Here is a 23412-nt window from a genome sequence, read left to right on the forward strand (position 1 = left end):
CGCCGTCCCCGCGACCCTCGTCCGCCTCACCGAGGACGAGGCCAAGGGGCTGGACCCGCAGGCCGTGTCCGATCTCGCCTCGCTGCGCGTCGCGGCGGATCAGTATGAGGGGCTGACCCGGTTCGACGCCGCCGGCCACGCCGAGCCGGGCCTCGCCACCGGCTGGCGCGTGTCGCCGGACGGCCTGGTCTGGCGCTTCCCGTTGCGCCCCGGCCTCGCCTTTTCGGATGGCGTGGCGATCACCCCGGCCACCTTCGTCGGCACGCTCGCCCGGCTGCGCGATCCCGCCACCGCCGCGCCCAACCGTGCGCTGTTCGCACCGATCGCGGGCATGGCGGCGGAGGGCGATACGGTGCGGGTCACGCTGCGCCACCCCTTCCCGGCGCTGCCCGACCTGCTCGCCTACCCCGCGCTTGCCGCACTCCCGCTGCACCGTATCGCCGCGCGCGGGGCGGGGTGGACCAGCGACCGGCCGATGGTCGCCTCGGGCGCCTACCGCCTCACCCGCTGGGCGCTGCACGATGCGATCCGGCTGGAGCGGAACCCCCGCGCGCCCCGCCCCGCGCCGATTCCCGCGGTGGAATGGCGCCCGGTGGAGGATCGGCTGACGATGCTGCGCCATTTCGTCTCGGGGCTGGGCGATCCCCCCAGCGACCTGCCCGCCAGTCGCCTTGCCGAACTGCGCCGCACCCGGCCCGATGCGGTACATGTCGCGCCCTATCGCGGCACCTATTACTACGCCTTCAACCTGCGCCGCCCGCCGTTCGACGACATCCGGGTCCGACGCGCACTCGGCCTCGCGGTGGAGCGGCGGTGGATCGCCGGCCCGTTGCTGAACATGGGCAACCCGCCTGCCTGGGGGCTGGTGCCGGCGGACAGCGGCGGCTTCGCCCCCTATCGTCCGGCGTGGGCGGCGTGGCCCCGCGCGCGCCGGCTCGCGGTGGCGCGCGTACTGCTGACGCGGGCGGGCTACGGGCCGGGGCATCCGCTGGTGTTCGACCTGCGCTTCAACAGCGATGCCGATCACCGCCGCGTCGCCATCGCGCTGGCCGCGATGTGGCGGCCGCTGGGGGTGGAGGCGCGGCTGCTCAACACCGAATCGACGTTGCACTACGCCAGCCTGCGGCGGGGCGACTTCACGCTGGCCCGCGCCGGCTGGATCGCCGATTTCGCCGCGCCCGAGAATTTCCTCGCCGTTCATCGTTCGGATGCCGGCCCGATCAATTATGAAGGCTATGCCAGCCCCCGCTTCGACCGGGCGCTCGATACAGCGATGGCGGAAGCCCGCCCCGCCCGCCGCGCCATCGCCATGCGCATCGCCGAGACGATCCTGCTCGACGATGCGGCGATCCTGCCGCTGTATTTCTACGTCAGCCAGTCGCTGGTGGCGCCGCGCGCCATCGGATGGCAGGACAATCCGGCCAACATCCACCCGAGCCGGACCCTGAGCCTGAAACCGCGATGAAGCCCCTCGCCCCCCTGTTCGCAGTGCTCGCGCTCGCCGCCTGCGCGCCCGCGCCCGATGACGGGCCGCTTGCCGTCAGCGTGATCGGCGATCGGCCGGCGGTGGTGGATCCCAGCCAGAAGCCGGTCGGCACCGCATCGGCGCTGCTGCTGTCGGCGGTGGCGCAGGGGCTGGTGCGGTTCGATGCCGCCGGGCAGATCGAGCCGGGCCTCGCCATCCGCTGGGACGTGTCCGACGATGGCCTCTATTACACCTTCCGCATCGCCGATAACGCCGGCATCGATGCCGGGCATGTCGCCCGCTGGCTGCGTGCCGCGATCGGGCCGACCAGCCGCAATCCGCTGCAGCCGGTGCTGGGCGCCGTCGCCGAGATCGTCGCGGTGACCCCCGAGGTGATCGAGATCCGTCTGATCGGCCCGCGCCCCGATCTGCTGCCGTTGTTCGCCCAGCCGCAACTGGCGGTGCTGGCGAACGGCGCGGGCACCGGCCCGTTCCGCATCGAGGCGCGACGCGGATCGTCGCTGCTGCTCGCCCCGGTCGATCCGGCGGTCGAGGCAACGCCGGAAGCGATCGCCCGCAGCAAACTGCGGCTGCGCGCGGAGCCGGCCGCGCGCGCCGTCGCCCGCTTCGCGGCCGATCGCGCGGCCGTGGTGCTGGGCGGGGGGTTCGCCGATCTCGCCATTGCCCGCGCCGCCTCGCCCGCCGCCGATGCACTGCGCTTCGATCCGGCGCCGGGCCTGTTCGGCTTCGCGGTGACGACACGCGGCGGTTTTACCGGCGTGGCGGACAACCGCCGGGCACTGGCGATGGCGCTCGATCGCGGGCGCATCGCCGGGGCGTTCGGGGGCGGCTGGCGGCCGGCTGCCACCCTGCTGCCCGGCACGCTCGTCGATCGGCAGACCCCGGCGACGCCCGACTGGATCGACACCCCGCTCGCCGACCGGCTGACGCTGGCGCGCGAGACGATCGCAACCTGGCTGGCCGCCGAAGGCACGCCGCCGGTGGTGCGCGTGGCGATGCCCGAGGGACCGGGCGCACGGATGCTGTTCGCTCTCGTTGAAGCCCACTGGCGGGCGATCGGCGTTTCCACCGTACGCGTGGGCGCGGACGCCGAGGCCGACCTGACGCTGGTCGATCTGGTGGCACCGGGCGAAAGCGCCGCCTGGTATCTGCGCCGGTTCGAATGTGTCCGATCGATCGTGTGCAGCGGCGAGGCGGATGCTGCGCTCACCGCCGCGCGCGATGCCGCCACCCTGCCGGAGCGCGCTGCCCGGCTGGCGGATGCCGACACCCGACTGACGCAGATCAGCGCGTTCATTCCCGTCGCGCAGCCACTGCGCTGGTCGCTGGTGTCACGCCGGCTGACGGGCTGGCAGGACAATCGTCGCGCTGCCCATCCGCTCGATCAATTACGCCCGCGCTGATGCGGCGGGGCGGCCGGCCCCCTATATCGCCTGCCTGACGCGATACGGGAGCAGTCGATGGCCGGCACGGCGAACAGGTTCGATCGGACGATGGAAGCGATCCCCGGCATGGGCCGCGATCCCGCCGCCGTGCGCCAGCGGGTGGAGGTGATGGAACGCGTGCTCGAAGGGCTGGTCGCCATCCCCGGCACGCGGCGCAAGGTGGGGCTGGACGTGATCGCCAACGCGATCCCGTTCGCCGGGCCGCTGCTCACTTCGGGCCTCGGCGCATGGATCGTCTGGGAGGCGCGCAACCTGGGGCTGTCGAAGTGGCAGCTGGCGCGGATGGGCGGTAACGTCGGTTTCGACGCGTTGCTCGGCGCAATCCCGTTCATCGGCGCGATCCCGGATTTCTTCTTCCGGTCGAACACCCGCAACCTGCGGATCATCCGCCGCCACCTCGATCGCCATCATCCGGCCACGGCGGTGATCGAGGGAACGGTGAACCGCTGACGGGTCAGGCCGGGCGGGTGATCCGCAGCCGCGTGACGTCGCCGCCACCCTTGCCCGCGCGGCACGCGGCGTAACGCAACCGCCGGTCCATGCAGAGCCACAGTTCGTCCAGCCAGCCGCCCTTGCCCGTCGTCACGCGGACCGCGCTGGCGGGGATGCCCCGGTTGACGGCAGCAAAGGCGCGGGCGAACGCGGCGGTCGTCAGGTCCTTTCGTCGAGCCAGCGCCGCCATATCGGGGAAGCGCAGGACGCGATACAGGCCCGTCGCGCGCGAGAAATAGCTCTTCGGATCCGGCGACATGCACGTGCCGTGCTTGGCCCATTCATGCTGGATCAGTTGCACGGAGGGGGTCGCGCATAACGTCTGGCGGATGACGGCTTCGGGCACGGCGCGCGCCGGGCGGCAATATTGCGGCCACGTCTCACCCTCTCCGTCCGGCCACAGGCCGTGAAGGACGAAACCAAACGGCACGTTGCCGCCACCGCACTGGAAAGCATCCCGCGCCGATGCCTGCCGCGTGAAGCAATAGCCCGGCGACCAGCTGACCGCGAGCGTATAGCCGCCCGTCGGCATCAGCCGACGCGGGTTATCTCGGTTCGCCGCCTCGAGCCGAGGTTTCGGCAGAACGTCGGGAACCGCACATTCCCGCGCCTGCGCGTGCGCTGCCGCCGGCAGCGCCAGCAGCAGCGGGAGGAGCCAGCGCGTCGCCATCATGCTGTCGCCAGATCCAGCCCGATATCGGCGGCCGGCGCGGACTGGGTAAGGCGACCGACCGATATATAGGTTACGCCCGTTTCCGCGATCGCGCGGATCGTATCGAGCCGTACGCCGCCGGAGGCCTCGGTCGGCACGCGCCCGCCCACCAGAGTCACCGCGCCGCGCAGCACCGGCGGGGCCATGTTGTCCAGCAACAGGTGGGTGGCGCCGGCGGCCAGCGCCGGCTCGATCTGGTCGATGCGGTCCACCTCCACGATGATCCGCTCGATCCCGGCCGCCACGGCACGCCGCACCGCCTCGCCGATGTCGCCGGCCACCGCGACGTGATTGTCCTTGATCATCGCCGCATCCCAAAGGCCCATGCGGTGATTGGTCGCGCCGCCCATGCGGGTGGCGTATTTCTCCAGCAGGCGCAGGCCCGGGATCGTCTTGCGCGTATCAAGCAGCGTGGCGCCGGTGCCACGGATCGCATCGACATAGCTGCGGGTCAGCGTGGCGATGCCGGAAAGGTGCTGCACGGTGTTGAGCGCCGACCGCTCGGCGGTGAGCAGCGCCCGTGCCCGCCCCCGCAGCCGCAGCAGATGGGTGCCCGCCGCCACCGCGTCGCCGTCCGCCACGAGCGGCTCGATCTCCGCCTCCGGGTCGAGCGTGCGGAAGAACGCCTCGGCGATCTGCAGCCCGGCCACCACGATCGCGTCGCGGCTGTCCATCACGCCCGCGAACATCGCATCGGCGGGGATCACGGCGGCGGAGGTGATATCGCCCCCCGCCCCCAGATCCTCGGCCAGCGTTGCGGCGACGAAGGCGTCGATGTCGAAACCCGCGCCGATCGCCGACGCCGACGCCGCGCTCATCCGCGCGCCACCGCGTCGTCGCCGGTCACCGCCTGGAAGGCACGGCGGGCAAGATACTGCACGCCCCAGCCGATCGCGAAGGTGATGAGCAGCGGCGTGACGATCTCGATCGCCTCCTGCACCAGATAACCGCCTACCGCCCCGCCGACGCCACTGTCGCCGTCGCTCCGGTCGATCGCCGCGCCGATCGCCATGCCCACGATGTTATCGACCATCTTCTATTCCTTCGGTTGAACCACGGGGATCGCGGTCAGTCGCCGGTAACGATCGGCAGGCCAAGATCGCCCAGACCGATCGTGCCCGATGCCATCGCCAGCATCCGGTCCAGCGGTGCCTTGGCGGCGAGGCGGGTCGCCTCGTCCAGCTCGATGCGCGGGGTGAGGTCGCGCAGCGACAGGTACAGCTTTTCCAGCGTGTTCAGCGCCATGTACGGGCACATGTTGCAGTTGCAGTTCCCGTCCGCCCCCGGCGCGCCGATGAAGGTCTTTTGCGGCGCCGCTTTCTCCATCTGGTGGATGATGTGCGGTTCGGTCGCGACGATGATCGTCCGGGCCGGGCTGGAGAGCGCGAAATCGAGGATGGCGCGGGTGCTGCCCACCTGATCGGCATGATCGAGGATATAGGCCGGGCATTCCGGATGCGCCGCCACCGGCGCGTCGGGATGCAGCGCCTTCAGCTTCAGCAGTTCCGTCTCGGAGAACGCCTCGTGGACGATGCACGCGCCGGGCCACAGCAGCATGTCGCGCCCGGTCTTGCGATTGAAGTAGGCGCCGAGGTTCTTGTCCGGCGCGAAGATGATCTTCTGCTCCATCGGCAGCTGGCTGAGGATCTTCTCCGCCGACGAGGACGTGACGATGATGTCGCTATGCGCCTTCACCGCCGCCGAGCAGTTGATGTACGTCAGCGCGATATGATCGGGGTGCGCGGCGCGGAAGGCGGCGAATTGCTCGGGCGGGCAGCTGTCCTCCAGCGAGCAGCCGGCTTCCATGTCCGGCAGGATCACGGTCTTCTGCGGGCTGAGTATCTTGGCGACCTCCGCCATGAAACGCACGCCGCAGAAGGCGATCACCTCCGCGTCCGTCTCGGCCGCCTTGCGGCTGAGATCGAGGCTGTCGCCGACGAAATCGGCGAGATCCTGAATCTCCGGCTCCTGATAGTAATGCGCCAAGATCACGGCGTTGCGCTCCTTCCGCAGCCGATCGATCTCGGCGCGGATATCGACGCCCTGCAGGCTCTGGTGCACCGCACTCATCTCAGTCTCCCTCGCGCCGGCAGATAGGGACGGATGCCCCGCTTGTCAGCCGGTTCATCGCTTGCCGGTCATTTCCGCATAGATCTCGGCCAGCGTGCGGCTGCGGTCCATGCGTTCACCGTCCTGCTCCGGCTCGCCTGTGAAGCGGACGCGCACGGTGGCATCCATGCCGGCAACGCGCAACGGGCGCTGGAACAGCGACGTCACCGCCGCGCGGCCGTTCGCCCGCGCCACCCCCAGCCGGGCTGGCTTCACCGCCTCCTCGCCCGCCACCCGCACGGCATTGCGCGAGGCGCGCTGGCGCAGCACCGTCATCGCATCGCGCGTCACGATGATCCCGTCCGTCCGGCTCACCGTGGTGCGCGTCTCGTCGATATCGGCGGGTTCGGGCCGCACGTCGGGCACGGTCACGGTCAACGTGCGGCTTTCGGCATTCCACAGGAAGTCGCCACGATCCAGCTTCGACAAGTCGATGAAATAGCTGACCGAGAACGGCGCCTTCATGACGTAGCTGGAGTTCAGCCAGCCGCCCCATCGTCGGTCGGTCGCTACCGCCTGCACGGTGCCGCTCAACCGGCTGACGCGCAGGTCCACCGCCGCCGCCAGCCTCGCGTCGACGATCCGCGTGATCGCGCGGCCATCGTCCTCGCGTACGATCGAAGGCGCGTCGATGAAGCGTTCGTAAAGATAATAAACCGTGCCGACCGCCACCAGCAGCAACAGCAGCGCGCCGGCAAGCGCGACATATCTTGCCGTCTGCCGCACCTTCATCATCGGTGTTCGCCACGCCAGCGCAATGCCCGCATCAGGCTGCCAGCCGCCACGTCTCGCCGGTGCGCGACACCCGCCCCTGCCGTTCCAGATCGAGCAGATGGGCCAGCACCGAGCGACCGGCCGCGCCGTGCAGCCCGCGATCGATGCCCACGTACATCGCCTCGACCATCTCGGGAATCGCCCGGTCCGCCTGGCCCAGCAGGCGCACGATCTGACCCTCGCGCTGCTTGCGGTGCCCCATCAGCCCGCGCACGAACCGCTGCGGCTTGGTCACCGGCTCGCCGTGCGCGGGGTAATAGACGGCGTCGTCGCGCCCCATCAGCCGGTCGAGGCTGGCCATGTACGCGGCCATGTCGCCATCCGGGGGCGAGATAACGGTGGTCGACCAGCCCATCACATGATCGCCGGTGAACAGCGCCCTGGCCTCCGGCAGCGCGAAGCACAGGTGGTTGGACGTGTGGCCGGGCGTCGCCACCGCCTCCAGCGTCCAGCCGGGGCCGGTCACGCGGTCGCCGTCCGCCATCACCCGGTCGGGCGCATAGGTGGTGTCGAAGGCCGCATCGGCACGCGGGCCGTCGTCGTCCAGCGCCAGCGGGGCGCACCCGACGATGGTGGCGCCGCTCGCCCCGGCCAGCGCAGCGGCGGCGGGGCTGTGATCGCGGTGGGTGTGGGTGCACAGGATCGACGTGATCCGCTCCCCGGCGGTGGCGGCGAGGATCGCCTCGACATGCGCGTCCAGCAGCGGCCCCGGATCGATCACCGCCACCTCGCCGCGCCCGACCAGATAGGTCTGCGTGCCGGTATAGGTGAAGGCCGAGGGGTTCGGTGCCAGCACCCGGCGCACCATCGGATGCAGGTCTTGCGCAAGGCTGGGGATCTGATCGGTCATGCCAGACATGTGGCACGGCCCGGCCGGATTTTGAAGGGCGGGCCCGGGGTAGCGCAGGAACGACAAGGCGAACCAAACCGTCGGAAGTTCTAGCACTTCAGGCGAGGGCTACTTTTTCTCGACCATTGTCATGCCAGGAAAGCAGTCGTCGCGGGTTTGTGGCACGACTGTCGCGGCGGCGTGGATGTTCCAATGTTCGTTCCAGAGCAGGGGGCCGACGACGAGTAGTTTCGCGTCGGTCCCCGATCCTGCCGGCAGACACGAAAAAGGGCGACGCATCGCCTGCGTCGCCCTTTTTCGTGATATCGTTATGTGGCCGGCTCAGCCGGCGTTGGCGACGCCCTTTTCGGCGAACAGATCGGTCAGTTCGCCACTCTCGTACATCTCCATCATGATGTCCGATCCGCCGACGAACTCACCCTTCACGTAAAGCTGGGGGATCGTCGGCCAGTCCGAATAGGTCTTGATGCCCTGACGGATGCCCTGATCCTGCAACACGTCGACGGTGGCATATTCCACGCCGAGATGGTCGAGGATCGAGATCGCGCGGCTGGAAAAGCCGCACTGCGGGAACAGCGGCGTGCCCTTCATGAACAACAGCACATCGGCGGAATGGACGGCGGTGGCGATACGAGCCTGCGCCTCGTGGACTTGTTCGTCGCTCATGGGCGTATCCTCACTTGGGAATGGCGGTGGTCAATTGCAGCGCGTGGAGCACGCCGCCCATGCGCCCGCCCAGCGCATCGTACACCAGCCGCTGCTGGTTGACGCGGGACAGGCCACGGAAACTCTCGCTGACGACGCGGGCGGCGTAATGATCGCCATCGCCGGCCAGATCGGTGATCTCGACCTGCGCATCGGGAATGGCCGTGAGGATCATCGTCTCGATCTCGCCCGCCGCCATCGGCATTATTTCAGCTCCAGCAGCTGGCGGCGTGCCTCGATCGACTGCTGGTCGAGCGCGACGCGCACACGCGCCTCATCGATATCGACGTTGGCCGATACCAGATCGCCGAGCAGCTTGCGGATCACGTCCTCGTCGCCCGCTTCCTCGAAGTCGGCCTGCACGACCGCCTTGGCATAGGCATCGGTTTCGGCCGGGGTCAGCTTCATCAGGCCCGCCGCCCATGTGCCGACCAGCCGGTTGCGCCGGGCGGTGATGCGGAACGCCATGTCCTGATCGCGCGCGAATGCGGTTTCAAACCCCTTTTCGCGTTCGTCGAATGTGGTCATGTGCATGGCCTTCCGCTGATGTCGTCGATACGAGATAGGACGCACGGGCGCGGCGCGCAACGCCGCACGCCGCGATGCGGCATCGTCAGGCGGCCGAAAGCCACGGACGATCCGCCGCAGCGCCCCGTTCGTAGGCGTCGATCCGCGCGCCCTGGGCCATCGTCATCCCCACCTCGTCCAGGCCGCCGAGCAGGCATTCGCGGCGGAACGGATCCATCTCGAAGGCGAAGCGATCCTGGAACGGGGTGGTGACGGTGCAGCTTTCCAGATCGACCGTAATCGGATGGTCCCGTGCCACCTCGAGCAGCCGGTCCACCGCCGCCTGCGGCAGCACCACCGGCACGATGCCGTTCTTCACCGCATTGCCGGAGAAGATATCGGAATAGCTCGGCGCGATCACGGCGGTGATGCCCATGTCGAGCATCGCCCACGCCGCATGTTCGCGGCTCGATCCGCAGCCGAAGTTGTCGCCCGCGATCAGGATCGGCGCGCGCGCGAACTGCGGCTCGTCGAACAGGTTGCCCGGCTCCGCCCGGATCGTCTCGAACGCGCCGCGCCCCAGCCCCACCCGGCTGATCGTCTTGAGATAATGCGCCGGGATGATGACGTCGGTATCAATGTTCTTGCGGCCGAGCGGAATGGCGCGGCCCTCGACGATGCGGACGGGGGTCATGCAGCCTCTCCGACCAGTTCGCGAACATCGGCCAGATGGCCCGTCACCGCCGCCGCCGCCGCCATCGCCGGCGACACCAGATGCGTCCGCGCGCCCGGCCCCTGCCGGCCCACGAAATTGCGGTTGCTGGTGGAGGCGCAGCGGTCGCCCGGCGGCACCTTGTCCGGGTTCATCGCCAGGCACATCGAGCAGCCCGGCTCGCGCCACTCGAAGCCGGCGTCGATGAAGATGCGGTCCAGCCCCTCGGCCTCGGCCTGGCGCTTCACCAGCCCCGATCCCGGCACGACCAGCGCCTGCCGCACGTTGGCGGCGACATGCCGGCCGCGCGCCACGGCGGCGGCGGCGCGCAGATCCTCGATGCGGCTGTTGGTGCAGCTGCCGATGAAGATGCTGTCCACCGGCACGTCCTGCATCCTCGTGCCGGGGGTGAGGCCCATGTACGCCAGCGACTTCTTCGCCGCTTCCTGCTTGGAGGGGTCCGCGAAGCTCATCGGATCGGGCACCGCGCCGGTGATCGCCACCACGTCCTCCGGGGATGTGCCCCACGTCAGGCTGGGGGCGATGTCGCCCGCGTCGATCGTCACCACCTTGTCGTACACCGCGCCGGGATCGGTCGCGAGGCTGCGCCACCAGGCGACCGCCGCGTCCCAGTCGGCACCCTTCGGGGCCATCGGCCGGCCCTCCAGGTAGGCGAAGGTCAAATCGTCGGCAGCGACCAGCCCGGCACGCGCGCCGCCCTCGATCGACATGTTGGAGACGGTCAGCCGCCCCTCCACCGACATCTCGCGGAACACGTTGCCGGTATATTCGATCACGTAGCCGGTGCCGCCGGCCGCGCCGATCACCCCGATGATGTGCAGGATCACGTCCTTGGGCGACACGCCGAAGCCGAGCGTGCCCTCGACCCGCACCTCCATCGTTTTCGACTGCTGGAGCAGCAGCGTCTGCGTCGCCAGCACATGCTCCACCTCGGACGTGCCGATGCCGAACGCCAGCGCGCCGATGCCGCCGTGGCAGGCGGTATGGCTGTCCCCGCACACGATGGTGGTGCCCGGCAGCGAGAAGCCCTGCTCCGGCCCGACGACATGGACGATGCCCTGCGCCGCATCGGTCGCACCGATGTAGCGGATGCCGAACGAGGGGGCGTTCGCCTCCAGCGCGGCCAACTGCTGCGCCGACTCCATGTCCGCGATCGGCACGCGCGCGCCGGCCGCATCCACGCGCGGCGTGGTCGGCAGGTTGTGGTCGGGCACCGCCAGCGTCAGATCGGGCCGGCGCACGGTGCGCCCGGCCAGCCGCAGCGCCTCGAACGCCTGCGGGCTGGTGACCTCGTGGACGAGATGGCGGTCGATGTAGATCAGGCAGGTGCCGTCGTCGCGCCGGTCGACGACGTGCGCGTCCCAGATCTTTTCGTACAGGGTGCGGGGCTTGGTGCTCATGCGCCGCCATTTAGGCGATCGCGCGACTTTTTCATAGATGGGCGCCGCGCGCCCGCGCTCCGCGATCAACCGCGCAGCATCGAGAAGGCGCCCCCCGACGACATGAACGGCGGATCGGGGATGGTCGCGCGGCTCTCCTTGAGCATCATCGACCAGCGGTTCGAGAGGTCGGCGAAATAGGCGTCCTCGCGCTCGATCCGGCGGCGGATCACCGGGCGGCCAGGATCGGCCGGGATCACCACGATATCGAACGGCAGACCCACAGACAGATCCGAGCGGATGGTCGAGTCGAACGACAGCAGCCCCCCCTTCACCGCCTCGTCCAGCGGCGATTCGTAATCCATCGCGCGGTCGAGGATCGGCTTGCCATATTGCGTCGCGCCGATCTGGAGGAACGGCGTATCCTGGCAGCATTCGATGAAGTTGCCGGCGTCGTAGATCAGATACAGCTTGATCGGTCCGTCACCGACGCGCCCGCCCAGCAGCAGCGAAATGCCCGAGGCGATGCCCGCCGCGCGCAGGCCGGGCTTCAGTTCGTTGCCCGCCAGCCGTACCGCCTCCGACACCAGCTGCGCGGCGCGGAACATCGTGGGCATGTCCGCCAGCCGTCGGGGATGCCCGTCGATGTCCAGCGCGGGCAGCCCTTCGTCCAGCAGGCCCAGCACGTGCTGCGTGACCGAGAGGTTGCCCGCGCTCATGCACAGGATCAGCCGGTCGGCGCGGTCCGCCAGGATGTGCATCTTGCGATAGACCGAGATGTTGTCGATCCCGGCGTTGGTGCGCGTATCGGAGATCATGATGAGGCCTTCGCGCAGCGCGATACCGACGCAATAGGTCATGGCTCCACCTCTCCATGCGGCCGCCGCGGGCCGCCATGCTTATTGCACCACCGCCTGCGACGTGCCGACGCGGACGCCGACCTCGAGTTCCTCGAAGCCTCCCCCCGTTCTTGTGCCCGAAAGCGGGGCCGCGCCACGAAAATCGAGAGCGGCGGCGACGCGGACGTAACGGTCGTCCGGGCAGCGCCCGGTGCTGGGATCGAAACCGATCCAGCCGTAATCCTCGACATGCACCTCGGCCCAGGCGTGCGTCGCCTCCTGCACCTTGCTGCCCTCGACGTCGCTGAAGCGATGGCCCGAGATGTAGCGCGCCGGCAGCCCCATCGCGCGGGCGGCGGCGACGAGCACCTGTGCCAGATCCTGACAGGCACCATGCCCCTCGGCGAAGGTGCTCGCGGCGTCGCGCGCGCCCGCATGGCGGCCGGGGTCGAACGTCATCCGGTCGGCCAGCGCCTCGTTGAGCCGATGCGCGCGGCTGAGCGCGCTCCCGCCCGCCGCCTTTACCTGTTCGGCAAAATCGTCGAGCGCGGCGCCGGGGCGGGTGGCCGGCGTGGTCTGAAGGTAGAGCATCGGCGGCAACGGCTCTACCGCGCCGCTCAGCATCCCCGCGCGGTCGTCGGTCAGCACCTCGCCCGTCACCGACAGCGTCACCCGGTCGATCGGCCCGTCGATGTAGAGCATGTGCGTCTCGTTGCCGAAACCGTCGCGAGCGCGGCGCAGGCGCGCGTTGCAATCCACGTCGATACGCCAGTCGATGATGTTCTGCCCCTCGTTGCTGGTGGGGGTGAGCCGCAACAATTGCACGATCCGCGCCTGCGGCTCGCTGAAACGGTAATCGGTGCGATGATCGATGAACAGGCGCATGGCGGCTCAGGCGAACCGGAACTGCTGGCTGATCGCCTGATCGATCCGCCCGTTCTCGATGATGAAGGCCGAGAGATATTCGTGCAGCCCGCTGGCGATCACGCCCTGGATGGTCGCCCGGTTCAACGCATTCTGCCGCTGGCGCGCCAGCCGGTCGGCCTCGCCCTGCCGCCCGGTGCGCTTGCCGATCAGGTTGAGCAGGTTGACCACCTCGTCGGTGGAGGCGGCGAGCGAGCGCGGCAGTTCGCCCCGCATGATGAGCAGGTCCGCCACCTGCCCCGGCCGCAGCCCGTTGGGGTAGAGCAGGCGATAGGCGTTCACCGCCGAGACGGTGTGGAGGATCGTCGTCCACTGATCGCGATCGATCACGCCGCCCACCAGCTCGCCTTCCGGCAACAGCAGGTGGTATTTCACGTCGATCAGCCGGGCGGTATTGTCCGCCCGCTCGATCGCGGCGCCCAGCATCAGGAACCACGATCCCTCATTCCGCAGCATCCGGTGGACCGCGCCCTCGAACCCGCGCGCCTCCGCCTTCAGCGTCTCCACCAGCGTGAGCGTGCCCGGCCCGCCACTGACGCTCGACCGGTCGCGCAGGCCCAGCCATGCGCGGTTGATCGCCTCCCACGCCTCGCGGCTGAGGGCGGTGCGGACGGCGCGGGCGTTACCGCGCGCCGCATCGAGACAGGCGCGGATCGAACTGGGGTTGCTCCGGTCGAGCGTGAGGTAGCGGCTGACGTTGGCCGGGCTGCGTTCCTCGCCGCTGGCGGAGAACGCGTCGTTCGCGGCGGTGACGAGCAGCGCGCTCTCCCACGCCCCCTCCCCCGCCGGGCGCGGCGAAAGCGAGTCGAGCCGGATCGTCGCCTCGATCAGCCGGGCGGTGAACTCGGCCCGCTCGACATAGCGGCCGACCCAATAGAGCGATGCGGCGGTGCGCGAGAGCATCAGGCGATCCCCCGCGTGGTGCCGCCCAGCGACTGGGACGTGCCGCCCAATGACTGGTTCATGCCGCCCATCGACTGGCTCATGCCCCCGCCCATCGATTGCGACATGCCCCCCATCGATTGCGACATCCCGCCGGACCCCATCGACTGGCGTGCCGGGCCGGCGAGGATCATGCTGTCCTTGGTGCCGCCGCCCTGGCTGGAATTGACCACCAGCGAGCCTTCGCGCAGCGCCACGCGGGTGAGGCCGCCCGGCACGATCTGCACGCCGTTCGCCCCCGACAGGATGAACGGGCGGAAATCGACGTGGCGCGGCGCGACGCCGCTTTCGGTCAGCGTCGGCACGGTGGACAGCGCCAGCGTCGGCTGCGCGATATAGCGGTGCGGCTGCGCGATCAACGCGGCGCGGAACGTCTCGATCTCCGCCTTCGAGGCGGTCGGGCCGACGAGCATGCCGTAGCCGCCCGATCCGTCCACCAGCTTGACCACCAGCTTTTCCAGGTTGTCCAGCGTGTAGCGCAGCGCCTGCGGCTCGCGGCAGCGGTAGGTTTCCACGTTCGGCAGCTTGGCCTCGCCGCCCGAATAATATTTCACGATCTCCGGCATGTAGCTGTAGATCGCCTTGTCGTCCGCAACCCCCGTGCCCGGCGCGTTCACCAGCGTGACGTTGCCGGCCATGTAGGCCGCGATCAGCCCCGGCACGCCCAGCACCGAATCCGGGTTGAACACCAGCGGATCGATATATTCGTCGTCGATCCGGCGGTAGATCACGTCCACCCGCACCGGCCCCTCGATCGTGCGCATCCACACCACGTCGTCGTCGACATGCAGGTCCGCCGCCTCGACCAGTTCAACCCCCATCGAATCGGCGAGGAAGCTGTGCTCGTAGAAAGCCGAGTTGAAGTGCCCCGGCGTCAGCACGACGCATACCGGGCTGTTGCCCGATCCGCGCGGCGCGACGGACCGCAACGTCTCGTGCAGCAGGTCGGGATAGGTATCGACCGGGCGCACCGCGAACATCTCAAACAGTTCGGGACACAGCCGCAGCATCGCCTCGCGGTTTTCGAGCATGTACGAGACGCCGCTGGGCGTGCGGGCGTTGTCCTCCAGCACGTAGAACTCGTCCGGCCCGGTGCGGACCAGATCGATGCCGCAGATATGCGCGAAGATGCCGTGCGGCGGCTGGGTGCCGGCCAGCGTCGGCAGGAATTGCGGGTTGTTCAGGACCAGCTCGGGCGGCACGATCCCGTCGGCGATGATCCGGCGCTCGCCATACACGTCGGACAGGAAGGCGTTGATCGCCTGCACCCGCTGGACCAGCCCTTCGGACAGCCGATCCCACTCGGGCGCGGTGAACACGCGCGGCACGATGTCGAACGGGATGATCCGCTCGGACGACTCCTCCTCGCCATAGACGGCGAAGGTGATGCCGAGCTGGCGGAACGCCGCCTCCGCCGCCTTCTGCCGCCGGTCGAGCTCGGCGGGCGGGGTGTCGGTGATCCATCGGCCCAGCGCGCCGAATTCGGGTCGGGCCGCATCGCCGCCGTCATTGCCGCGGATTTCGTCGAAAGTGCCGATGTTCGCCATGAACCCCCGTGCAGGATCTTGCTTCTGCCTGACGCAAGACTGCAACGCATCGGCCGCGCCGACAAGGGCAACAGGCGGCCCGGGGGCGCTATTTCATGCCGCGGATGCGAAAAGATTTTCGGAACCTTTCGCCGCCGCCGCCCGATCAGGCGACCTCGGCGATCGCGACCTCGTCCGGATCGCGCAGAACGTAGCCCCGGCCCCACACCGTCTCGATGTAATTCTCGCCGCCGCACGCCAGGCTCAGCTTCTTGCGCAGCTTGCAGATGAACACGTCGATGATCTTCAGTTCCGGCTCGTCCATCCCGCCGTAGAGGTGGTTCAGGAACATTTCCTTGGTGAGCGTGGTGGACTTGCGGAGCGACAGCAGCTCCAGCATCGCATATTCCTTGCCGGTCAGGTGGACACGACTGCCGTCCACCTCCACCGTCTTGGCATCCAGGTTCACCGCCAACTTGCCGGTGCGGATCACCGACTGCGAATGGCCCTTGGACCGACGCACGACCGCGTGAATACGGGCGATCAGTTCTTCGCGGTGGAACGGCTTGGTCACGTAATCGTCGGCACCGAAGCCGAGCGCGCGGACCTTGGAGTCCATCTCGCCGATGCCGGAAAGGATCATCACCGGCGTCTGCACCTTGGCGGTGCGCAGCTTCTTCAGCACGTCGTAACCGTGCATGTCGGGCAGGTTCAGATCGAGGCAGATGATGTCGTAATCATAGAGCTTGCCCAGATCGAGGCCCTCTTCGCCGAGATCGGTCGTGTAGACGTTGAAGCCCTCTGCGTTCAGCATCAGCTCGATGCTCTTGGCGGTGGTGGGCTCATCCTCGATCAACAGCACGCGCATGTCGCAACCCCCTGTTTCCGCGCCCGCCCCCTGGGCTTGGGCACGGAGGTCTCATTAACCATCCGGACCATCAACGCAAAAGGTTAACGGCGGACTAACGGCCGGGATGCCTGGCTTGGTCAAGCGCGGCTCCCGCATGTCTAGTAACGGACGGTTGCGGGGATCTTTACCGTCAACGAACGGCGTTAGCGAAATATGTGAAAGGGCGCCGGGGCGGCCGTCTCATTCACCGGCGCCCCGATATTTCAGTTCCAGATAGCGGTTCTGCGTCGCCAGCCGGTCGAGATCGCCATGGGCCAGTTGCCCGGCAAGCCGCGCCAGCTCGCTGTCCACGGTCGTCAGCCCCTCCACCAGTTGCCGGTCGGGACTCTGCCCACGGCTTTCGTCGCGCCGCAGGTTGACGGGCACGCGCTGGTAGCCGGCCACCAGTTCGGGCAGCTCCTCCGCCATCAGCTTGCGAAGCTCCACCGCGATCGGCACGTTGGCGTCGATCGTCGCCAGTTGCGGTGCCAGCGCATCCAGCCGGGCACCGATGCCGTCCACCAGCCGCACCGCCGGCGCGGGCAGCGCGGGGCGCTGGCGCTCCAGCCACTCCTCGGTGCGCTGGGGCAGCAGCCGGATGTCGGTCTGCACCAGCGCGGCCGGCGTCGTTTCCGGCACGGACGGCCAGAACAGGATCGTGCCGGCCACCACGAACGTGGCGACCATCGCGAGGAAGAAGCCGCCGATGCCGAGCGGCACGAAGAGGCCGAGCACGGCGGCGGCGACCATCACCGCCAGCGCCGCGATCATCGCCAGCTTCAGCCGCCGCACCAGCGCCGCCCACCGCCGCCTGCGCGCCCGCCCGGCGATGCCGGTGGATTCGGAGCGGACGCGGTTCAGCACCGCCTCCGCCCGTTCCAGCGCGGTGCCGAGCTCGCGCATCAGCCGGAAACCGGCGCGAAGGCATCGGGCGTCGCCTCGATCCGGCCCTGCGCCGCACCCTCGGCCCGCGCGATGTAGCCGCGCGATTTCTCCACCTCGCTCGTCAGCACCGTCACAGTCTGCTTCATCGAGGAGAGCGCCTCCATCTTGAACTTGTCGATGCTGTCCATCGTCTCGTAGATGTTCTGGAAGGCGCGCTGCAACGTCTCGATCGGAATGGTCGAGCCGGCGGCCTGGCTGTGGATCGCCGCCGTCTGCGTCTTGAGCAGTTCGCCCGTCGAATCGATCATGTTGGCGGTGGTCGTGTTCAGCGCGGTGATCTGCTGGAGGACCAGCTTCTGGCTGGTCAGCGCCTGCGCCACGGTCACGGCCGTGCGCAGCGCCGCCACCGTGGTGGTGCTGGCGCGATCGACGCCCTTCACCAATTCGACATTGTTCTTCTTCACCAGATCGAGCGCGAGATAGCCCTGCACCGTCACCGCCATCTGCGTCAGCAGGTCGGTGGATCGCTGGCGGATGTAGAACAGCGCGCTTTCCCGCAGCGCCTTGGCCTTGGCCGGCTCCATCGCATCCAGATCCAGCGCCTTCGCCTCGATCCGTTCGTCCAGCGCCTTGGAGACGTGGATCATCTGTTCCAGCCGGCCCATCGCGGCCCACATGTTCTGCCGCTCCACGTCGATCGCGGCATTGTCCTTGATAAGCTCGTCCTTGCCGCCCGCCAGCCGCGTCAGGATCGAGGAGATATGCGTCTGCGCCGATTTGTAGCCGTCGAAATAGTCGCGCATCTTGTCGCCGAACGGCAGGATGCCGAACAGTTTCTTCGGTGCCAGCAGGTTGCCCTGCCTGCCCGGATCGAGATCCTCGATGGTACGGCGTAGTTCGGCCAGATCGGCGCCCACATTGGTGTCGGCGTCCATCGCCTTGACCGGCTTGTCGAGGAAGCGGTTGGAGAAGCCTGCCGCCTCGGCGATCTCCCTGCGGCCCATGTTGGTGAGCTGGTCGACCCGCTTGCCGAATTCCGGGCTGTTCACGTCCTGCGCGCACAGTTCCTCGACGAAGGCCTCGGCCTTCTCGTCAAGCTGGCTGCGCTGGCCTTCCTTGAGCGGCACCAGCCCGGCGGCGGCGGACGGGGCGACCGCGCGGACCGGCTCCGGTGGGGTCAGCACCAGATCGGCTTCGGTCTTGGTCGCGCTCGTGGCCATTCGTCGATCTCCCTCGCCCATCCAAGATGGCGCCATCGCCCGGCGGGTTCAAGCGCGCTTCGGCACACGCTATGGTGCCGCCATGCGCTATCGAGTCGCCCGGTCGATCCTTCTGGTCCTGCTCGGCGGGGCAGCGGCAACGGCCGGGGCCGTGCCGCAGGGCGTCCCCGCGATCGGCAACGACTGGATGGACCCGACGGACAGCGTCGCCCCCGACGGCAACCCCGATCCCTGGCCACGCGCCGATGCCACCGACGCCGGGCTGGACGACATGATCCGCGCGGAACGCAGCCCGCTCGAGGGCGCGATCGCCGCCGGGCAGGTCGCACGCCCGGAAACCGGCGACCAGCGCATCCTCCACACGTTGCGCAAGGTGGGCGGCGATTATGTGGTGGTGCCGGTCTTCACCCTGCATCTGGATCGCAACGCGGCGCACTGAGCCTTCTGTTCGCCGGGCGTTCAGGCGTTTCGCCCCATCGCCGCCCGGCCCGATCCGTCCGGGCGATCAGGACAGAGGTGATCGATGAGCGTACGTACCCTCGGCCGACGGATCGGGTGGTTCGCCGGCGTCTGGTTCATGGGCGTGGCCGCGCTGTTCCTCGCCGCCATGCTGATCCGCCTCGCGGTGGGGCATTGAGGGGGCTGGACGGGCCGCCGGACAGGGCGATGGCCGGCCCGATCGCCCCCCGCCCCGCAAGCCGTGGCTGGCGGACGACGGGTGAACCGGATATTCATCGGTGACGGGCCAAGGCCGCAACGCCGCCAACCCGGCGCCAGTCATCCGGAGAACCTTCGTGAAGCGCCGCCTCCCCCTCCTCATGGTTCTGCCCGTGGCGCTGTTGCCCGTCGCCCTCGGCGGCTGCATCCGCACCGCCGCCAGCATCGTCACCTTCCCGGTCAAGGCGGCGGGGCAGGGCATCGACTGGGCGACGACCAGCCAGGACGAGGCGGATCGCAACTACGGTCGCAAGGTGCGCAAGCAGGAAGCGCGTGAGGGTCGCGAAGCGAAGAAGCAGGCCGAGCAACAGGCGAAGCGCGACCGGGAAGCACGCCGCCGCGATCGGGACTGAAGGGCCGGCGCTCGTTGGGGCGATATGGACCGGGACGGACCGGCCCGGTTCGACCGGCTGATCGAGCAAGCGGCCCTGTCCGACGATTTCCATACCCGAGGCATCGCCACGCAGATGCGTCAGGCGCGAGCCGCGTCCCGACCTCGCCCGACACGAGGGTGGCCGGCAGGTCGATTCAGACCTCGAAGGCAGCCATCCTCCCGCCACAGGCGCCCTAGCCGAATCGCCCCGGCGCGTAGCGACCGGCGTCGATCCCGGCCACCACCTCGGGCGGCGGCGCGCCCAGAAACAAGGCCGCCCCCAGCATCGCGGCGGCAGGCGCCGTCTGGATGCCGAAACCGCCCTGCCCGGCGAACCAGAAGAAGCCGGGTGCGCGATCGTCGAAACCATAGACCGGCGCGCGATCGGGCGAGAAGCTGCGCAGCCCGGCCCACGCCCGCTCCTTGGCGATCACCCGCCAGTCCATCACACGCTCCAGCCGGTCGATCGCCAGCGCGACATCCAGCTCCTCGGGCGCCACGTCTCCCGCGATCGCCAACGTCTCGTCATGCGGCGAAAGCCACAGCCGCCCGCCCGCCTCGGGCTTGAAGTAGAACCGTCCCCCGGCATCCAGCACCAGCGGCAGATCGACCGGCACCGGCGGATCGACCGCGAGCTGCACGATCGTGCGGCGGTAGGGCGTGATCGCGATCGGCGCGGCCCCGGCCAACACGGCGACCGGCGTGGCCCACGCGCCGGCCGCGTTCACCACGACGGCAGCATGCACCGGGCCGGCGTGCGTCTCGATCCGCCAGCCATCGCCACCCCGCGCCAGCGCCGTCACGCCGGCATCGCACAGCAGCGCCACCCCCGCCCGCCGCGCGGCGGCGAGATAGTGCGCGTGGAGGGCGGCGACGTCGATGTCGCAGGTGGTCGGCTCCAGCAGCCCCGCCGCCCAGCCGTCGCGCAGGCCGGGCAGCAGGCCGAGCAGGTCGACCTGCGCCAGCCGGTCCAGCCGTACCCCGCTGCCGGCGAAATCCGCCGCGATCCGGTCGAGCGCCGCCATGCCGCCCGCGCCGGCCAGATGCAGCGCACCGCGCGGGCGCAACATGCCGTGATCCGCCAGCCACGGGCCGGAGGCGCTGGTGAGCGGCTGCACCGCCGGCCCGCCATAAGTCTCGGTCCAGAAAGCGGCGGAGCGGCCGGTGGCGTGATAGCCGGGCTGCGCCTCCGCCTCGATCAGCAACACCTTCGCACGGTCGCCGATCTCGGCGGCGAGGCTCGCCCCGGCCATGCCCGCGCCGATGATCGCCACATCCACCCGGATCATGCGCGGGGCGCCTTCTCGTCGAGGAAGTCGTCGATCGCCTCGAAGGCGGCGGTGCGGACGGGATCGGACTCGCGCAGCAGTTCGTGCGCACCGTCCAGCATCACCAGCCGCGCATCGGGCAGGCGGGCGGTGGCGCGGCGGATGGCGGCGGCGCTCACCAGCCGGTCGCGGTCGGTGGCGACGAGCAGCACCGGCACTGTCACGCTTTCCAGCACGCCCGGCGCATCCAGCCGCGCGATCGAGTCCATCGCCTGCCGCAGCCAGCCCCACGTCGGCGGATCGACTTGCAGGGCGGGGTCCGTCTCGCGCCACCAGCCCTCGTCGGCATAGCGATCGACGCAGCCGGTGAGCCGCCCCTGCCGCCCGAGCGAGGCCGCCTTGCCCGCCCACAGTGGCGCGTCGCGTCGCCCCAGCGCGCACGCAAGCCGCGCCAGCGCACGCGCAGCGCCGGCCGAAAGCGGCGCGTGCGCCAGCCCCAGCATGGGTGCCGCCAGCACCGCCGCCGCCACGTCCACGCGCTGTTCGGCGAGGAGCCGCAGCAGCAGGTGCCCGCCCATCGAATGGCCGATCAGCACATGCGGCGGCGGCGTGCGCGCGATCCAGCGGCGCACCTCGGCGGTGGCATCCGCCAGCATCGCATCGAGCACCGATCCGGTCGCCGCCCCTTCCCGCGCCGATCCGCCTTGCCCCCGCCAGTCGAACCCGGCGACGTTCCAGCCCTGCCCATGCCAGTGGTCGATCGCCTCGAAATATTTCTCCACGAAATCCGCGCGGCCGGACTGGAACAGGATGCTTCCCCGCGCAGCGCCCCCCTCCTGCTCGTTCGCCGGCCAGTCGTAGCCGCGCAGCCGCCAGCCGCCCTCGCCCGCAAGATCATGGAAACGCAGACCCGGCGGCACGCGGCGCCGGTCGAACGGGGGAAGACTCATATCGCTGGTTACGGTTTGGCAAGCGTCGGCGTCTAGTCCCGTCGGCGATGTCCGCCTGGTCGATTCCCGCGCTCGCCGCGCTGCTGGCCCTGCTGCTGCTCGTGGCGGCGTGGGGCGATCTGCGGACGCGCACGATCCCGAACGGGCTGAACGCCATGATCGCGCTGCTCGCCCCCTTGTGGTGGTGGGCGCATGCGCTGCCGCTGTGGCCCGACGTGGCGATTCAGATCGGTGCGGCGCTGCTGGTGTTCGCGATCTTCGCCGCCGCCTTTGCCGCGGGGCTGATGGGCGGCGGCGACGTGAAGATGGTCGCGGCGCTCTCGCTGTGGCTCGCGCCGTTCGCGATCGCGCAGATGCTGGTGGTGATGGCGCTGGCCGGCGGGGTGCTGACGATCGTCGTCGCCGCCGAACATCGCCTGCGCCGCCGCGACGGCCAACCCGAAGTTCCATACGGAATGGCCATAGCATTCGCGGGCCTCTGGCTCATCGCGAACGATATCTTAACCAGTATCGGCCACTGACAAGGCCAATATTTTCTACACTTGGGGGGCGATCGTCGCCATGGATGGAAAGAGGCTCGCGCTGCTCGTCGGCGCGCTGTTACTGGCGGGCGTGTCCGCCTTTCTGGCGCGCTCGATGCTGTCCGGCAGCGGGGCGCCCACGGCCGATGCGGCGCAGGTGCCGATCGGCTCGGAGGTGCTCGTCGCCATCCGCGCGCTGCCCGTCGGCACCATCATCGGGCCGGAAAGCCTGCGCTACCAGCCCTGGCCCAAGGACATGGTGGAGAACGTCTATTACCAGCGCGGCAGCGTCGATCCGGCCACGCTGAACGGCGCGGTCGTCCGGTCGGAGGTCACTGCCGGCCAGCCGCTCACCATCGGCTCGCTGGTGAAGCCGGGCGATCGCGGCTTCCTCGCCGCCGCCCTCGGCCCGGGGATGCGGGCCGTCACCGTGCCGGTTTCGGCCCAGAGCGGCGTCGGCGGCTTCGTCTTCCCGGGTGACCGGATCGATCTGGTGCTCACCCAGTCCGTCTCGGGCGGCGGCGACGGCGCCCCGCTCAAGACCTCCGAGACGATCATCCGCAACATGCGCGTGCTCGCCACCGACCAGCGCACCGACAATGTGGCAGGCGAGGACGGCAAGACCGTGGTCGCCGCCTTCTCCACCGTCACGCTGGAGGCGACGCCCAAGATCGCCGAGAAGATCGCCGTCGCGCAGACCATCGGCACGCTCTCGCTGTCGCTCCGCTCGATCGCCGACGATACCGCCGAGCTGGAGCGCGCCATCGCCGCCGGCGAGGTAACGGTGCCGCAGAACGGCGACCCCAAGCTGGAAAAGCAGATGCTGCTCCAGGTCGCCTCGCGGCCCATCGACAGCGACACGACCTTCACCGTGGGGGCGGACGTGTCGCGCTTCCAGCGCCGCACGGTGCCGGCCAAGCCCAGCAACGGCGGCTTCGGCCCGCCCCTCGCCGGCCCCCTGCCGCCGGCCCCGTCGAACAGTCTGGAAGGCAGCGTGCGCCCGGTCGGCCCGGTGGTGCGCGTGGCGCGCGGCAACAACGTCACCGAAGTGCCGGTGGGGGGGAAGTAACATGCGGATCAGGATCATGCCGAAGCACGGAGCCACTGGCGCCATGCTGACGACCGCGCTGGCCGCCGCCCTGGCGCTGGCCGCCGCCCTCCCCGCC

28 protein-coding genes are annotated in these 23412 nt (G+C 69.5%); 8 read left to right on the forward strand and 20 right to left on the reverse strand.

Annotated features, from left to right (window positions below; all coding sequences use genetic code 11):
- The 3 genes from FOY91_RS14650 to FOY91_RS14660 form a co-directional block, all read left to right on the forward strand.
- Positions 1 to 1465 (forward strand): peptide ABC transporter substrate-binding protein (locus tag FOY91_RS14650; RefSeq protein WP_145153501.1); only part of this gene is annotated, 1465 nt, incomplete at its 5' end.
- Complete coding sequence (locus FOY91_RS14655; RefSeq protein ID WP_145153503.1) at positions 1462 to 2889, forward strand: ABC transporter substrate-binding protein; 1428 nt, start codon at positions 1462 to 1464, stop codon at positions 2887 to 2889. The genes FOY91_RS14650 and FOY91_RS14655, both read left to right, overlap by 4 nt.
- 57 nt (positions 2890 to 2946) lie before the next feature.
- Positions 2947 to 3381, forward strand: a complete 435-nt coding sequence (locus tag FOY91_RS14660) for a DUF4112 domain-containing protein (protein ID WP_145153506.1) — start codon at positions 2947 to 2949, stop codon at positions 3379 to 3381.
- Positions 3382 to 3385: 4 nt separating this feature from the next.
- Here FOY91_RS14660 and FOY91_RS14665 read toward each other — a convergent pair whose 3' ends face one another.
- The 18 genes from FOY91_RS14665 to FOY91_RS14750 form a co-directional block, all read right to left on the reverse strand.
- Positions 3386 to 4093 carry a ribonuclease T2 family protein gene (locus tag FOY91_RS14665; RefSeq protein ID WP_145153576.1) on the reverse strand — a complete coding sequence of 236 codons (708 nt, stop codon included), beginning with the start codon at positions 4091 to 4093 and terminating at the stop codon, positions 3386 to 3388.
- Positions 4093 to 4953 (reverse strand): carboxylating nicotinate-nucleotide diphosphorylase, encoded by an 861-nt coding sequence (nadC, locus tag FOY91_RS14670; RefSeq protein WP_145153509.1) that lies wholly within the window; start codon positions 4951 to 4953, stop codon positions 4093 to 4095. The genes FOY91_RS14665 and nadC overlap by 1 nt, the downstream gene beginning before the upstream one ends.
- Positions 4950 to 5168: a hypothetical protein gene (locus tag FOY91_RS14675; protein WP_145153511.1), complete on the reverse strand. Its 219-nt coding sequence runs from the start codon at positions 5166 to 5168 to the stop codon at positions 4950 to 4952. Before FOY91_RS14675 ends, nadC begins: the two co-directional genes overlap by 4 nt.
- Before the next feature lie 35 nt (positions 5169 to 5203).
- Complete coding sequence (gene nadA, locus FOY91_RS14680; RefSeq protein ID WP_145153513.1) at positions 5204 to 6205, reverse strand: quinolinate synthase NadA; 1002 nt, start codon at positions 6203 to 6205, stop codon at positions 5204 to 5206.
- Positions 6206 to 6259: 54 nt separating this feature from the next.
- Entirely contained in the window at positions 6260 to 6979 is a 720-nt protein-coding gene (locus FOY91_RS14685) for a DUF4230 domain-containing protein (protein ID WP_145153516.1), read from the reverse strand.
- A gap of 31 nt (positions 6980 to 7010) precedes the next feature.
- Positions 7011 to 7877 carry an MBL fold metallo-hydrolase gene (locus tag FOY91_RS14690; protein WP_145153519.1) on the reverse strand — a complete coding sequence of 289 codons (867 nt, stop codon included), beginning with the start codon at positions 7875 to 7877 and terminating at the stop codon, positions 7011 to 7013.
- 312 nt (positions 7878 to 8189) lie between these two features.
- On the reverse strand, positions 8190 to 8534 hold the full coding sequence (gene grxD / locus FOY91_RS14695) for a Grx4 family monothiol glutaredoxin (RefSeq protein WP_145153522.1): 345 nt from the start codon (positions 8532 to 8534) through the stop codon (positions 8190 to 8192).
- A gap of 10 nt (positions 8535 to 8544) precedes the next feature.
- Entirely contained in the window at positions 8545 to 8778 is a 234-nt protein-coding gene (locus tag FOY91_RS14700) for a BolA/IbaG family iron-sulfur metabolism protein (RefSeq protein ID WP_145153525.1), read from the reverse strand.
- On the reverse strand, positions 8778 to 9101 hold the full coding sequence (locus tag FOY91_RS14705; protein WP_145153528.1) for a DUF1476 domain-containing protein: 324 nt from the start codon (positions 9099 to 9101) through the stop codon (positions 8778 to 8780). Before FOY91_RS14705 ends, FOY91_RS14700 begins: the two co-directional genes overlap by 1 nt.
- Positions 9102 to 9186: 85 nt before the next feature.
- Entirely contained in the window at positions 9187 to 9774 is a 588-nt protein-coding gene (gene leuD, locus FOY91_RS14710) for a 3-isopropylmalate dehydratase small subunit (RefSeq protein ID WP_145153531.1), read from the reverse strand.
- Positions 9771 to 11213, reverse strand: coding sequence for a 3-isopropylmalate dehydratase large subunit (gene leuC, locus FOY91_RS14715; protein ID WP_145153534.1), 1443 nt, complete (start codon positions 11211 to 11213; stop codon positions 9771 to 9773). Before leuC ends, leuD begins: the two co-directional genes overlap by 4 nt.
- 65 nt (positions 11214 to 11278) lie before the next feature.
- On the reverse strand, positions 11279 to 12052 hold the full coding sequence (locus FOY91_RS14720) for a proteasome-type protease (RefSeq protein WP_145153537.1): 774 nt from the start codon (positions 12050 to 12052) through the stop codon (positions 11279 to 11281).
- A gap of 39 nt (positions 12053 to 12091) precedes the next feature.
- The gene (locus FOY91_RS14725) at positions 12092 to 12916 is read right to left on the reverse strand and encodes a transglutaminase family protein (RefSeq protein WP_145153540.1); all 825 of its coding nucleotides are present in this window, start codon (positions 12914 to 12916) and stop codon (positions 12092 to 12094) included.
- Between the two features lie 6 nt (positions 12917 to 12922).
- Complete coding sequence (locus FOY91_RS14730; RefSeq protein ID WP_145153543.1) at positions 12923 to 13858, reverse strand: alpha-E domain-containing protein; 936 nt, start codon at positions 13856 to 13858, stop codon at positions 12923 to 12925.
- Positions 13858 to 15444 (reverse strand): circularly permuted type 2 ATP-grasp protein, encoded by a 1587-nt coding sequence (locus FOY91_RS14735; RefSeq protein WP_145153546.1) that lies wholly within the window; start codon positions 15442 to 15444, stop codon positions 13858 to 13860. The genes FOY91_RS14730 and FOY91_RS14735 overlap by 1 nt, the downstream gene beginning before the upstream one ends.
- A gap of 145 nt (positions 15445 to 15589) precedes the next feature.
- Entirely contained in the window at positions 15590 to 16291 is a 702-nt protein-coding gene (ctrA, locus tag FOY91_RS14740) for a response regulator transcription factor CtrA (protein ID WP_145153549.1), read from the reverse strand.
- A 222-nt stretch (positions 16292 to 16513) separates the two neighbouring features.
- On the reverse strand, positions 16514 to 17215 hold the full coding sequence (locus tag FOY91_RS14745) for a hypothetical protein (RefSeq protein WP_145153551.1): 702 nt from the start codon (positions 17213 to 17215) through the stop codon (positions 16514 to 16516).
- The gene (locus FOY91_RS14750; protein ID WP_145153554.1) at positions 17215 to 18417 is read right to left on the reverse strand and encodes a toxic anion resistance protein; all 1203 of its coding nucleotides are present in this window, start codon (positions 18415 to 18417) and stop codon (positions 17215 to 17217) included. Before FOY91_RS14750 ends, FOY91_RS14745 begins: the two co-directional genes overlap by 1 nt.
- A gap of 82 nt (positions 18418 to 18499) precedes the next feature.
- Here FOY91_RS14750 and FOY91_RS14755 point away from each other — a divergent pair, with 82 nt between their 5' ends.
- The 3 genes from FOY91_RS14755 to FOY91_RS14765 all read left to right on the forward strand — a co-directional run bounded on the left by FOY91_RS14755 (position 18500) and on the right by FOY91_RS14765 (position 19487).
- Positions 18500 to 18856 (forward strand): hypothetical protein, encoded by a 357-nt coding sequence (locus FOY91_RS14755; protein WP_145153557.1) that lies wholly within the window; start codon positions 18500 to 18502, stop codon positions 18854 to 18856.
- An 84-nt stretch (positions 18857 to 18940) separates the two neighbouring features.
- Complete coding sequence (locus FOY91_RS14760) at positions 18941 to 19054, forward strand: DUF2474 family protein (RefSeq protein WP_145153560.1); 114 nt, start codon at positions 18941 to 18943, stop codon at positions 19052 to 19054.
- Positions 19055 to 19235: 181 nt separating this feature from the next.
- Positions 19236 to 19487, forward strand: a complete 252-nt coding sequence (locus FOY91_RS14765) for a hypothetical protein (protein WP_145153579.1) — start codon at positions 19236 to 19238, stop codon at positions 19485 to 19487.
- A 214-nt stretch (positions 19488 to 19701) separates the two neighbouring features.
- On the opposite strand, the gene FOY91_RS14770 is transcribed toward FOY91_RS14765, so the two are convergent.
- Together FOY91_RS14770 and FOY91_RS14775 are read right to left on the reverse strand one after the other, a co-directional pair.
- Positions 19702 to 20796, reverse strand: a complete 1095-nt coding sequence (locus tag FOY91_RS14770) for an NAD(P)/FAD-dependent oxidoreductase (RefSeq protein WP_145153563.1) — start codon at positions 20794 to 20796, stop codon at positions 19702 to 19704.
- Positions 20793 to 21725 carry an alpha/beta hydrolase gene (locus tag FOY91_RS14775; RefSeq protein WP_145153566.1) on the reverse strand — a complete coding sequence of 311 codons (933 nt, stop codon included), beginning with the start codon at positions 21723 to 21725 and terminating at the stop codon, positions 20793 to 20795. Before FOY91_RS14775 ends, FOY91_RS14770 begins: the two co-directional genes overlap by 4 nt.
- Positions 21726 to 21772: 47 nt before the next feature.
- Between FOY91_RS14775 and FOY91_RS14780 the strand changes: the two genes are divergently transcribed.
- Positions 21773 to 22246 carry an A24 family peptidase gene (locus tag FOY91_RS14780; RefSeq protein WP_145153570.1) on the forward strand — a complete coding sequence of 158 codons (474 nt, stop codon included), beginning with the start codon at positions 21773 to 21775 and terminating at the stop codon, positions 22244 to 22246.
- 40 nt (positions 22247 to 22286) lie between these two features.
- Positions 22287 to 23315 carry a Flp pilus assembly protein CpaB gene (cpaB, locus tag FOY91_RS14785; RefSeq protein ID WP_145153573.1) on the forward strand — a complete coding sequence of 343 codons (1029 nt, stop codon included), beginning with the start codon at positions 22287 to 22289 and terminating at the stop codon, positions 23313 to 23315.
- Positions 23316 to 23412 lie beyond the last annotated feature (97 nt).

It is taken from the genome of Alterirhizorhabdus solaris, assembly GCF_007785815.1.
Taxonomy (GTDB): domain Bacteria; phylum Pseudomonadota; class Alphaproteobacteria; order Sphingomonadales; family Sphingomonadaceae; genus Alterirhizorhabdus; species Alterirhizorhabdus solaris.